The 12,773-nt window shown below is 42.8% G+C and carries 11 protein-coding genes; 9 read left to right on the forward strand and 2 right to left on the reverse strand.

Annotation, left to right across the window (positions count from 1 at the left end):
- Nucleotides 1-100 precede the first annotated feature (100 nt).
- The 4 genes from L3V77_RS05685 (at nt 101) to serS (ending at nt 6,636) form a co-directional block, all read left to right on the forward strand.
- Nucleotides 101-2,923: a DNA translocase FtsK 4TM domain-containing protein gene (locus L3V77_RS05685; protein WP_275136133.1), complete on the forward strand. Its 2,823-nt coding sequence runs from the start codon at nt 101-103 to the stop codon at nt 2,921-2,923.
- Between the two features lie 236 nt (nt 2,924-3,159).
- The gene (gene lolA / locus L3V77_RS05690; RefSeq protein ID WP_275136134.1) at nt 3,160-3,765 is read left to right on the forward strand and encodes an outer membrane lipoprotein chaperone LolA; all 606 of its coding nucleotides are present in this window, start codon (nt 3,160-3,162) and stop codon (nt 3,763-3,765) included.
- A 121-nt stretch (nt 3,766-3,886) separates the two neighbouring features.
- Nucleotides 3,887-5,236 carry a replication-associated recombination protein A gene (locus tag L3V77_RS05695; RefSeq protein ID WP_275136135.1) on the forward strand — a complete coding sequence of 450 codons (1,350 nt, stop codon included), beginning with the start codon at nt 3,887-3,889 and terminating at the stop codon, nt 5,234-5,236.
- A gap of 107 nt (nt 5,237-5,343) precedes the next feature.
- Nucleotides 5,344-6,636, forward strand: a complete 1,293-nt coding sequence (gene serS, locus L3V77_RS05700) for a serine--tRNA ligase (protein WP_275136136.1) — start codon at nt 5,344-5,346, stop codon at nt 6,634-6,636.
- 161 nt (nt 6,637-6,797) lie between these two features.
- On the opposite strand, the gene bioA is transcribed toward serS, so the two are convergent.
- Nucleotides 6,798-8,075, reverse strand: coding sequence for an adenosylmethionine--8-amino-7-oxononanoate transaminase (gene bioA, locus L3V77_RS05705; protein ID WP_275136137.1), 1,278 nt, complete (start codon nt 8,073-8,075; stop codon nt 6,798-6,800).
- Nucleotides 8,076-8,196: 121 nt separating this feature from the next.
- On the opposite strand from bioA, the gene bioB reads away from it, so the two are divergent.
- From bioB to bioD, 4 genes are read left to right on the forward strand one after another with little or no spacing between them, the layout of a single operon-like run.
- Nucleotides 8,197-9,249 (forward strand): biotin synthase BioB, encoded by a 1,053-nt coding sequence (gene bioB, locus L3V77_RS05710; protein WP_275136138.1) that lies wholly within the window; start codon nt 8,197-8,199, stop codon nt 9,247-9,249.
- Between the two features lie 5 nt (nt 9,250-9,254).
- The gene (bioF, locus tag L3V77_RS05715; protein ID WP_275136139.1) at nt 9,255-10,409 is read left to right on the forward strand and encodes an 8-amino-7-oxononanoate synthase; all 1,155 of its coding nucleotides are present in this window, start codon (nt 9,255-9,257) and stop codon (nt 10,407-10,409) included.
- 41 nt (nt 10,410-10,450) lie between these two features.
- On the forward strand, nt 10,451-11,212 hold the full coding sequence (bioC, locus tag L3V77_RS05720; protein ID WP_275136701.1) for a malonyl-ACP O-methyltransferase BioC: 762 nt from the start codon (nt 10,451-10,453) through the stop codon (nt 11,210-11,212).
- A complete protein-coding gene (gene bioD, locus L3V77_RS05725) occupies nt 11,205-11,888 on the forward strand; it encodes a dethiobiotin synthase (protein ID WP_275136140.1) in 684 nt (227 codons plus the stop codon). Before bioC ends, bioD begins: the two co-directional genes overlap by 8 nt.
- 70 nt (nt 11,889-11,958) lie before the next feature.
- Here the strand turns inward: bioD and L3V77_RS05730 are convergent, their stop codons facing one another.
- On the reverse strand, nt 11,959-12,117 hold the full coding sequence (locus L3V77_RS05730) for a hypothetical protein (RefSeq protein WP_275136141.1): 159 nt from the start codon (nt 12,115-12,117) through the stop codon (nt 11,959-11,961).
- Between the two features lie 327 nt (nt 12,118-12,444).
- Here L3V77_RS05730 and L3V77_RS05735 point away from each other — a divergent pair, with 327 nt between their 5' ends.
- Nucleotides 12,445-12,732: a hypothetical protein gene (locus L3V77_RS05735; RefSeq protein ID WP_275136142.1), complete on the forward strand. Its 288-nt coding sequence runs from the start codon at nt 12,445-12,447 to the stop codon at nt 12,730-12,732.
- Nucleotides 12,733-12,773 lie beyond the last annotated feature (41 nt).

Raw genomic sequence — 12,773 nt, forward strand, 5'->3', positions numbered from 1 at the left:
TTTATTGGTGATATGATTAAATTTAGTTATTGAGATCTAATCACTTATTATTCGAGCGGCACTGGCCGCTCGGGTTGTTTTATAAAGTTAGTAAGCTTCTATGTTCAAAGAGCAAAAAAACAAAGTACAAACTATTATCAAAACCGGGGATGAAAGCGACCAACGTCGCCTAAGTGGTTTTCAGCGTCTTAGAGAATGCTGTTTTATCCTTGGTTCTCTCATTGCTATATTTCTCGCTATTTCCCTCTATAGCTTCAGTCCAGCCGATCCGTCATGGTCTCAAACCTCGTGGGGTGGTGAAGTCAATAATGCCTCCGGTATGTTGGGTGCATGGATAGCCGATACTTTGTTTTTTGCATTTGGCTCATTGGCATATTGTGTGCCTATCGTAATCGCGGCATTTACGTGGGGCTTTTTCAGAAAACGGGAGGATGACGATTCAATTGATTTGATGCTCTGGGGAACAAGAATTCTTGGCCTTAGTCTCGTTATCCTGACGAGCTGTGGGTTAGCCGATACAAACTTTGATGATATTTGGTACTTCTCATCGGGTGGTGTCATTGGCGATGTGCTGACAAGCTTGTCACTACCAATACTAAACCTTCTTGGCACCACCATTGTATTCTTGTTTTTGTGGGGCGCGGGTCTTACATTACTGACCGGCATATCTTGGTTATCAATTGTAGAGTGGTTAGGTTCGCGTTTTATAGGTGCGTTGACATGGGCTCTAAATACACTTCGTGGTTCGCCAAAAGAGACACTGCAATCTGTCAATAATGACCAAATAGAAGACACGACGAGTGAGAAAGAACTCGCTGTCGAGACGCCATTCGAGCACCGTCTTGAATCCGATAATGAGCAAGATAATCAACAACGTCGATATAACATCCATATTCCTAAAGAAAACCAAGAAGCATCTCGTACAAATGAAGAAGCTTCAGACGTAGAACGCTCGCAGCAACTGTATTCGACTATTGAAGAGTTAGAACAGGATGCACAGCAGCATAATGATATGCCTATAGTGACTCAAAATATCAATCTAAGAGATGACGAAACGACACCTCTTAGAATGGAGAGAACGAAATCAGATATTGATCACTTCGTGAATGAGACAGAGAAAACCGAACCGTCGATATCAAGAGAAGCGCTTGACCATCTTATCGATGATGAGTTCGTTGAAAAGAGCCGTGTTTCCGCGGTGTCAGAAATCGATGACAACAACGAACAAGAACCGATACAAACAACGAGTGCTGAAGAAAGTAAAATCGTTGTAGAAACTCGAACGGATATTCAAGGCAATGTAGTTGAAGAAGAACAAGGTGACGAAGACGTGAAAGCGTTCCAAGATCTGGTTTCAGAAGCGCAACAGAATATGGCAGCAGAGCAAAACCCTTTCTTGGTTCAAAAACAAGCCAATCTGCCTGTACCAACCGCGCCTTTACCTACATTAGAGTTACTTTATCATCCTGAGAAACGTGAGAATCACATAGATAGAGCGGCGCTCGAAGAGATTGCGCGACTAGTTGAATCAAAACTAGATGATTACAAAATCAAAGCAAGAGTGGTTGATATTTTCCCTGGCCCGGTTATCACGCGCTTTGAACTGGATTTGGCTCCAGGGGTAAAAGTGAGTCGAATTTCTAGCCTTTCTATGGATCTGGCTCGTTCGCTCTCTGCGATGGCCGTAAGGGTCGTCGAGGTTATTCCGGGTAAACCCTATGTGGGATTAGAATTACCAAATATTACCCGTCAGACGGTGTATTTTTCGGATGTTGTAAACAGCAAAATTTTCCAAGAATCTACGTCACCAACAACCGTCGTAATGGGACAGGATATCGCTGGCGAAGCTGTCATCGCTGATATCGCTAAAATGCCTCATGTACTTGTCGCGGGTACTACGGGCTCTGGTAAATCAGTTGGCGTGAACGTCATGATTCTAAGTATGCTTTACAAGGCTAAGCCAGAAGACCTTCGTTTTATCATGATCGATCCTAAAATGCTGGAGCTTTCTATATATGAAGGTATTCCTCATCTTCTTTCAGAAGTAGTGACTGACATGAAAGATGCTGCCAATGCATTGCGTTGGTGTGTTGGTGAAATGGAACGTCGATATAAACTGATGTCCGCTTTGGGTGTACGTAATATAAAAGGCTTTAATGAAAAACTGAAGATGGCTGCCGACGCAGGACACCCAATTCATGACCCGCTATGGAAAGCCGGTGACAGTATGGATCAAGTGGCGCCACTGCTTGAAAAACTGCCATATATTGTAGTGGTGGTGGATGAGTTTGCCGACTTAATTATGGTCGTGGGTAAAAAAGTGGAAGAATTGATAGCTCGTTTGGCACAGAAAGCTCGTGCGGCCGGTGTCCACTTAATTCTCGCGACTCAACGTCCATCTGTGGATGTAATTACGGGCCTTATCAAAGCAAACATACCAACTCGTGTTGCTTTCACCGTATCAACCAAGACAGATTCAAGAACCATTCTCGATCAAGGTGGTGCAGAGTCACTGCTCGGCATGGGTGACATGCTTTACTTACCTCCGGGCTCTAGTCACACAACTCGTGTACATGGTGCATTCGCTTCAGATGATGATGTCCACGCTGTAGTAAACGATTGGAAGGCGCGTGGACAACCAAACTACATCGACGAGATTGTTAATGGCCAGCAGACGGCAGATACCTTACTTCCCGGCGAGAATATGGACAGCGATGAGGATGTTGACCCTTTATTTGATCAGGTTGTTGAGCACGTAGTTCAAAGCCGTCGTGGTTCTGTTTCGGGTGTCCAGCGTAGATTTAAAATTGGGTACAACCGAGCGGCTCGAATTATCGAACAACTTGAGGCGCAAGGTATCGTTAGCTCTCCCGGACACAATGGTAATCGAGAAGTGTTAGCACCAGCGCCAATTAAAGAATAGGAACTAACCTCTCGTAAGGGAGTCAGTATACTTATCAAACATCATCTCAATGCGAATTGTTTAAGATAACGTGATGTTGTTCGGTGAGTACCAAATTCCGTCGTCATTCCCGTGAAAACCGGAATCTGAGTGAGTTTAGATTTCCACTTTCGTGGAGATGATGCTGATTTCGTGGGATGACGTAATTTGATTACTTTAAATAATTGGTACAGTTACCAACAACACTAGGTTTATAAATGAATAAAATTTTAACTCTTTTGTTTCTTTTTAGTTTTACTGCGACCGCAGCCGTATCGCCTAAGGACGAACTAAGCGAACGACTGTCTAAAACCGACGGTTTCAGTGCTTCCTTTACTCAAACGGTCATTAGTCCTGACAATGAAGTCGTGATGGAAGGAGAAGGGAAAGTAGAGATTGCACGTCCAAGCCTTTTTCGTTGGACAACGGTCATGCCAGACGAAAACGTGCTGGTATCTGATGGTAAAACACTTTGGTACTACAGCCCGTTTGTAGAACAGGTGAGTATCTATTGGCAAGAGCAAGCGACATCACAAACCCCATTTGTGCTGCTTACTCGGAATAGATCAAGTGACTGGGAGAATTATTTGGTTTCTCAGCAAGGGGATAGATTTACTTTAATCCCGACAGCCATTGACTCTAATCAAGGTCAATTTCAAGTTGATGTGGATAGTACGGGTATAATTAAGGGATTTACTGTCATCGAACAAGATGGTCAAGAAGGTCAGTTTGTTTTCAATAGTTACAGCGATGAGGTTCCAAATAAGGAACGATTCACCTTCGCTATCCCTGATGGTGTTGAAGTGGATGACCAAAGAAATTGATCGCTTCCACAGGGACTTTTGATATCCGCTGTAATTATTGATATCCAGAGTAACTATCGATATCCACAGCAGCGAATGGCATTCACCGTAACGAATAATATTTGTGGTATAGGGCGTCAAATTGAGTAATTACAATCTAGATTTTGCAGCCGATGAAGACTTTCGTCCGCTAGCTGCGCGAATGCGCCCTATGACCGTGGAACAGTATATTGGTCAGAAACATGTTCTAGGGGAAGGCAAACCGTTACGTAGAGCATTGGAAGCGGGTCATATACATTCCATGATTTTATGGGGTCCACCGGGTACTGGTAAAACAACGTTAGCAGAAGTTGCCGCGAACTATGCCAACGCTGAAGTTGAGCGTGTCTCAGCGGTTACCTCCGGTGTAAAAGATATTCGTGCTGCTATTGAAAAAGCACGAGAAAATAAACTTGTAGGGCACCGAACTATTTTGTTTGTTGATGAAGTCCATCGATTCAATAAAAGTCAGCAGGATGCTTTTTTACCACATATTGAAGATGGCACCATTACCTTTATTGGTGCTACCACAGAGAACCCATCTTTCGAACTTAATAACGCCCTGTTATCCAGAGCGAGAGTTTATAAACTCACCTCTTTAAATCAAGAAGATATCCTTTCTGTTATCGATCAAGCTGCGAAAGATAAAGAACGCGGTTTAGGTCAAATTGAAGCGAATTTTACCGATAATGTTTCAGATCGATTAGCCGAATTGGTTAATGGTGATGCTCGAATGGCACTTAATTATCTTGAGCTGCTTTATGACATGGCGGAAGAAGATGATGCGGGCATCAAGCAAATTACGTTGCCGTTACTGGCGGAAGTCGCTGGAGAGAAGGTGTCTCGTTTCGATAATAAAGGCGATATTTGGTATGACCTTATTTCTGCCGTGCATAAATCGATACGAGGGTCTAACCCAGATGCCGCACTTTATTGGTCCGCGCGTATGATGGCTGCGGGTTGTGATCCACTCTATATCGTAAGAAGATTGTTGGCTATCGCATCTGAAGATATTGGCAATGCCGATCCGAGGGCGATGCAGGTTGCGGTTTCAGCTTGGGATTGTTTTACCAGAATAGGTCCCGCCGAGGGAGAAAGAGCCATTGCCCAAGCTGTCGTGTATTTGGCCTGTGCACCTAAAAGTAATGCGGTCTATTCTGCGTGGAAGCAGGCATTGTCGGACGCGCATAATCAACCTGAATATGAAGTACCTCACCACTTACGTAACGCTCCCACCAGTTTAATGAAAGATATGGGTTACGGAGCAGAGTACCGATATGCTCATGATGAACCTAATGCTTATGCTGCCGGAGAGAATTATTTTCCAGAAGAAATGGAAGAAACGCGCTATTATTTTCCGACAAATCGCGGCTTAGAAACAAAAATTGGCGATAAGTTGGATTATCTTTCCTCATTAGATGAAAAAAGCCTGCAAAAGCGCTATGAAAAGTAGTGCTTTTTGGATATCTTTACTCGATTAATTATTCTATAACGCGTTGGTGTTGATGTTGAAGTCAATGAACAACGCGTTTTTTCACAACTTAAAGCATAGGATTAGCAATGCTGGATTCTAAATTACTTCGAACAGAGCTGAATGACACAGCTGAAAAACTAGCCCGTCGAGGATTTATTCTTGATGTAGATAAAATACGTGAACTTGAAGAACAACGTAAATCCCTTCAAGTGAAAACTGAAGAACTACAGGCGCTACGTAATTCTCGTTCGAAGTCCATTGGTCAAGCAAAAGCAAAAGGCGACCATGATGAAGCGGCACGAATTCTTGCAGAAGTCGGCAATCTTGGTAGCGAACTCGATCAAGCGAAAAATGCTCTTGCAGAGTTACAAGTCCAACTAGAAGAAATCACACTATCTGTACCTAATTTACCTGACGATGCTGTTCCATCAGGCAAAGATGAAAATGAGAATGTAGAAGTGGCTCGTTGGGGTGAACCTAAATCTTACGACTTTCAACTGAGAGATCACGTTGACCTTGGTGAAATGGGTGACGGCTTAGATTTTCAAAGTGCAGTAAAGATTTCTGGGGCTCGTTTTATCGTCATGAAAGGCCAGTTTGCGCGTCTACATCGCTCAATTGCCCAGTTCATGCTCGATCTTCATACTGAACAACACGGTTATACAGAAATGTATGTCCCATACTTAGTGAACCACGATAGCCTCTACGGTACTGGGCAGCTTCCAAAATTTGGCGAGGATCTATTCCATACTAAACCTGCGACGGAAGAAGGTCAGGGTATGTGCCTTATCCCAACGGCAGAAGTTCCAGTGACCAATATGGTGCGTGATACTATTTCTGACGAAGCTGATCTACCGCTTAAAATGACGGCTCATACACCTTGCTTCCGATCAGAAGCTGGCTCTTATGGTCGTGATACTCGTGGTCTTATTCGTATGCACCAGTTCGATAAAGTCGAGCTTGTGCAGATTACTAAACCGGAAGATTCGATGGATGCATTAGAAGAACTAACCGGTCATGCTGAAAAAGTGCTTCAACTGTTAGCACTCCCTTATCGTAAAGTCATACTTTGTACTGGTGATATGGGCTTTGGTGCTCGCAAAACCTACGATTTAGAAGTGTGGGTTCCTGCTCAAGAAACCTACCGTGAAATCTCTTCATGTTCTAACATGTGGGATTTCCAGGCGCGCCGTATGCAAGCGCGTTTCCGCCGTAAGGGTGAAAAGAAGCCGGAGCTTGTCCATACACTAAATGGCTCTGGTTTGGCTGTTGGTCGTACTATGGTTGCGATATTAGAAAACAATCAGCAAGCTGATGGAAGAATAGAAATTCCAGAAGTATTGCGTAAGTACATGAATGGATTAACTTATATCGGTTAATCTAAAGTCGCCAGATAGTTAAGTGAAAGCCGACATCCAGATGTCGGCTTTTTTGATCTATGTTTCACTACGCCCCATATTTCTGATCCGTTATTTTTCCAGAAACGCAGTGGTTAAGCGTACAGCGATGTCTTGATTAGGTATGGAGTCGCTTAAAATTCTTACATAAAACAGGCTTCGTTTTGCAATGCTTCTTCAATCACATCGATTAGCTTACTTACATGCTCTGTCGAACTGACATACGGGGGCATAATATATATCAACTTGCCAAATGGCCGTATCCAAACACCGTTATCAACAAAAAATTTCTGAATCACTTCCATATTGACCGCTTTCTTTGTTTCGATTACTCCGATTGCACCCAGCCAACGCGTGTCTTGTACCAATTCATAGCGGGTTAATTCTGGTAATTTCTTAGCAAAAAGAGATTCGATCATGGCGGTTTGTCTTTGCCAGTCACCCGTTTCAATGAGCTCCATACTTGCATTAGCAACCGCACAAGCCAATGGGTTGCCCATAAAAGTAGGACCGTGCATAAAGCAACCAGCGTCACCTCCACATACAGTATCTGCGACAACTTTAGTGGTTAACGTCGCGGACAAGGTCATATACCCGCCAGTTATCGCTTTACCTACGCACAAGATATCGGGTTGAATATCAGCATGCTCGCAGGCGAATAGCTTACCTGTTCGGCCAAATCCAGTTGCTATTTCGTCGAGAATGAGAAGAACATTGAATTCATCACATAGTGAACGTACTTGCCTAAGGAATTCTGGATGATAAATACGCATTCCTCCAGCACCTTGGACAATCGGTTCCAGTATGACCGCCGCGATCTGATTGTGGTGTTCCGTTATCTTTTTCTTAAAGTCGTTAATATCCGAGTCGTCCCACTCCTGCCAGTATCCAATCTTTGGAGAATCAGCAAATAGATGATCAGGGAGAAAACCTTTGTATAGGCTATGCATAGAATTGTCAGGATCGGTAACAGACATGGCGGCAAAGGTATCACCATGGTAACCATCGCGTAGAGTGAGGAACGTAGATTTTGCTTTGCCTTTTGCGTGCCAATATTGCATCGCCATCTTCAGGCTGACTTCAACCGCAACAGACCCCGAATCGGCAAGAAATACATGCTGAAGTTTGCTAGGTGTTAATTGTACTAATTTTTTGCATAGACTAATTGCGGGTTGGTGGGTTATCCCGCCAAACATAATGTGAGAAACGCTGTCTATTTGTTTATGTGCCGCTTCGTTTAAATGGGGGTGGTTATAGCCATGTATAGCTGACCACCAAGAGGACATGCCATCAACAAGTATTTCTCCTGTTTCTAACATAATTTCAACCCCTTCTGCGCCTGTCACGGGGTAGCAAGTTAATGGATTAATTGTAGAGGTGTAAGGGTGCCAAATATGTTGCCGATCAAATTCTAAATCCATAATGCTTCTTATTGGTTGTTTTTTAGGCAAGTGTAAACTTGATTCATTTAGTTATGTTGACAGTTTAAAGCGAATCAGTAGACTAGCCAAGTATTAAAAAAATAATTAAAGGAAGCATCACGTGGAAATTCGTCATAATTGGGAAATTGAAGAAGTTCGTGCATTACTAGAAAAGCCTTTTATGGACCTGTTGTTCGAAGCACAACTGGTTCATCGTCAACATCAGCAACATAATTATGTACAGGTCAGTACTCTTCTCTCCATCAAAACGGGTGCTTGTCCGGAAGATTGTAAATACTGCCCTCAGAGCGCCCATTACCGTACCGATGTAGACCGTGAGCGCTTAATGGAAGTGCAGAGCGTTTTAGACGCGGCGCAAAAAGCAAAAGACTCCGGCTCGACACGATTTTGCATGGGAGCGGCGTGGAAAAACCCCAAAGAGCGTGATATGCCATATCTAAAAGATATGGTGAAAGGTGTTAAGGAAATGGGTTTAGAAACGTGCATGACGTTGGGTATGCTAACACCAGATCAAGCCGTCGATTTGGCACACGCAGGGCTAGACTATTACAACCATAATCTAGATACTTCTCCTGAATATTACGGAAACATCATTACCACTCGTACCTACCAAGATCGATTAGATACTCTATCTCACGTTCGTGACTCTGGTATGAAGATTTGTTCGGGTGGCATCATCGGTCTGGGTGAGAGCGTGAACGATCGGGCGAGCTTGTTCGCTGAACTTGCCAATCTGCCAGTCCATCCTGAAAGCGTGCCAATTAACATGTTAGTGAAAGTTCAGGGTACGCCGTTAGAAGACGCAGAGGACGTAGAGCCTTTCGACTTTATACGTCTTATTGCTGTTGCACGGATCATGATGCCAGAATCAGCTGTGAGACTTTCTGCCGGGCGCGAAAGCATGAATGAACAGATGCAGGCGCTATGCTTTATGGCTGGAGCAAATTCAGTCTTCTACGGATGTAAATTATTGACAACACCAAACCCGGATGAAGATAGTGATATGCAGCTTTTCAATAAGCTGGGTATCAATAGCGTTGAGGTAAGTCAAAAGCCGGATCAAATTCAAGAAAGTGAGCTACTCGATCAGGTTGTAGAGCGAGTCGCAGCACGGCCGACAAAAGACGATCTTTTTTATGATGCGAGCATTTAAATATCGTGTTTAGTCGTCGAATTGATGCTGCCTTAGAGGGAAGGAGAACCGCCGCTTTAGACCGTAAAATAACGGTAATTGAGGGCGGTAATCAACCTAATTTTCGTCTTGGAAGCATGTGCTATACCAACTTTTCGAGTAACGATTATATGGGGTTGGCTAGTTCAAACGAATTGTCTAAAGCGTGGCAAGAGGGCATCGACAAGTATGGTGTAGGCAGTGGTGCATCGCCGTTAGTTACTGGTTTTTCAACGGCACATAAAAGGCTTGAGGAAACGCTCTGTACTTGGCTTGGTTTTGAAAGGGCAATTTTGTTCAGTTCAGGTTTTAGTGCGAATCAAGCGGTGCTTTTTTCATTGTTAGAAAAGCAAGACTTATTGATTCAAGATAAGCTAAACCACGCCTCACTTATGGAGGCGGGTATGCTTAGTCCGGCGTCGATGAAGCGATTTAAACATAACGATGTGAACCATCTTGATGAAGTACTCTCTACCAAAAAGCAAAGCCTTGTGGTGACTGAAGGCGTATTTAGCATGGACGGAGACTTAGCACCGTTAAGTGAAATAGCGGAGTTGACAAGTCGTCACGGGAACTGGTTAATGGTCGACGATGCCCATGGAGTAGGAGTCCTCGGCGAGAATGGCGCGGGAAGCAGCAACGAAGCGAATATTGAACCTCAAGTTTTGGTTGTGACATTTGGTAAAGCCTTTGGGCTTTCAGGTGCTGCGGTTCTCTGCAGTTCCGCATTGGGTGATTACCTAACACAGTTTGCAAGACATCACGTTTACTCCACGGCGATACCGCCGAGTCAAGCTCATGCCCTCACTCACGCAACTGCGATGTTACAAAACCAGCATTGGCGTAGAGATAAGTTATTGAATCTCTACGATACGTATAATGCGGTTTTGTCCGGTACTTCTGGCTTCGTAGAGACAAAAACGCCCATCAAACCTTTTATTTGTGGTGATGTTGCTAAGACAATGGCGCTAGCAGATAGTCTCAAAAAAGAGGGCAATTGGGTGACAGCAATTCGCCCCCCAACGGTGCCTAAAGAGAGTAGTAGAATTAGAATTACGCTCACGGCTAATCACACAACGAAACAAGTAACAGATTTGGCGAATAGCATTATCCAGTTTTCAGAAAAAAATAATAAAGGTTAATACTAGTGGAATGTTCCGTACCTAATAATTCGGCTCGTAAAATGGCTATTGCAGAGGCATTTAGCAAGGCTGCCCATGGCTATGACCAACATGCACAATTTCAGAGAGATGTCGGCAACGAACTGTTGAAATACTTGCCGCAAGATTTGTCGGGATTGAAGGTGTTAGACATTGGCTGTGGAACGGGGTATTTTTCCGAGCTTCTCTCTAACCGAGGAGCGGAGGTTACTGCAGCGGATCTTTCGAAAGAAATGCTCATCCAAGCCAAGACTCGTTGTAATAGTAAAGTGCTTGAATATCGACAAGCGGATGCAGAAGCATTGCCATTTGACAACCACCATTTCGATATTGTTTTTTCAAGTTTGGCTCTTCAATGGTGTGACGATTTATCTATTCCACTTAGAGAATTACAAAGAGTAACAAAAAAAGGTGGCAAGGTTCTTTTCTCTACATTAATGCAGGGATCGTTAATTGAGTTGAGAAATGCGTGGGCGGAAATTGATTCATATCAACACGTGAATCAGTTTCTAAGTGAGAAACAGATAAAAATTGCGTTAGCGCAAGCTGGATCACAAAACCATCATCTAGACTTACAAACAATTCAGCTTTGGTACGCATCAGCATTTAAGTTAATGCGGGACCTAAAGGGCATTGGTGCAACTCATGTTGGAGCACGTTCTCCTGGGTTGACCAAAAAAAGCACCTTGTCTCGTGTTGAGACCGAGTACCAAAGATTTAAAAATGACAATGAGTTGCTACCCGCAACTTATCAAGTGTGTTTAGGAACAATTTTTTATGATTAATGCATTTTTTATTGCCGGAACAGATACTGAAGTTGGTAAAACTGTTGTGTCAAAAGCAATATTACAAGCACTTGCCGAGAAAGGTTTATCAACCATCGGTTATAAACCTGTCGCCGCGGGTTGCAAAGAAACAGAGCAAGGGCTTAGAAACTCTGACGCACTTCATTTGCAAGAAGCGGCAACGATCGATATTGCTTATGGTGACGCCAATCCGTATGCACTCGTGAGCGCGACATCACCACATATAGCCGCTAGGTTCGATAATGTGCAGATAGAACCCGCGCTATTAAGCGAAAAATTAGCAACACATAAGAGTGTCGCTGATGTGGTACTAGTAGAAGGTGCGGGTGGTTGGCGTGTCCCTATCTCAGACACCGAATGTTTATCGACATGGGTAAAGCAGGAAAAGCTTCCTGTTGTATTGGTGGTCGGCATTAAACTTGGGTGCTTGAGCCATGCCATGCTGAGTGTAGAAGCGATTCAGAATGATGGCTTGGAAATTATTGGTTGGGCTGCAAATCGCATTAATCCTGGAACGGAGAACTATGCGGATATTATCCGTATGCTGGAAGAAAAAATTCCTGCACCTAAATTAGGTGAAATACCCTATGTACCTAGCGTTAAAAAGAAAAATATTGGTAAGTATATGAATATAGAACCAATTATTAACGCGTAAGATTCAATAAAAAAAAATGGGTTGCCAAATTTTGGCAACCCATTTTTTTTACAAAATTTATTTTTCGGAACTAAACCCCATCCGACAGAGTGCGTTGGGTATCCAATATTTGCTTATGAAGTAATTGGTCCTCGCCAATACCTAGTTGTTCTTTGGCTTCTTTTTCCGTGATCCCTAGGTGACAACAAAGTAAGTCGATCGCCATTTGAAAATTGGTATTCTCAACCATTGTTCTATTCCTTATCAAAGCGAACTGCAGTTGCAATCTTACGCTGCTTCGAATCTACGCTTAACGAGTCATTTTCTCAATAAGACGAAAGTCTAACATCTAGCATTACTCATTGACTTATATTATATAGATGAGCTGTGCGATAAATTTAAGCGCTACTACTATTATTATTTAATCTAATTTATAAATTAGCATTCATAATAAAAATATTGATTATACTTGCCAATAAGACTAGCATTTAAGTAGTGGTTTATTTTTCATTATGCATAGTACGAAGAACGGCCACATGAATATGGATGTTATTTAAAAATAATTAGGAAGGTGGTTATGAATATTTTATTTAAGGGGTTGTTGTTCTGTATAATTTTGTCCTCGACGAATGTTAGTGCAAAATCCGTTTCAGTATCATGGGAAGGCGTTATTACACTTCTATATCAACCAGATTTGTTTTCGACGATAAAATCAGAAGATATTCAAAGTAACGCGGAAATGCTTATCAATGATGGGGCCAATAATGTTGCCATTAATAGAGAGTATATTATTCAATATAAAGGGGATAACAACGGAAATAAAAACATAAGCACCTCAGTCGTTGTGGTTATGTATAGTTTGTAGTTAACAAGATTAGCCACCTTAAGGTGTGTATTTTTTCTCAT

This window comes from Vibrio sp. DW001 (assembly GCF_029016285.1).
Lineage (GTDB): Bacteria > Pseudomonadota > Gammaproteobacteria > Enterobacterales > Vibrionaceae > Vibrio.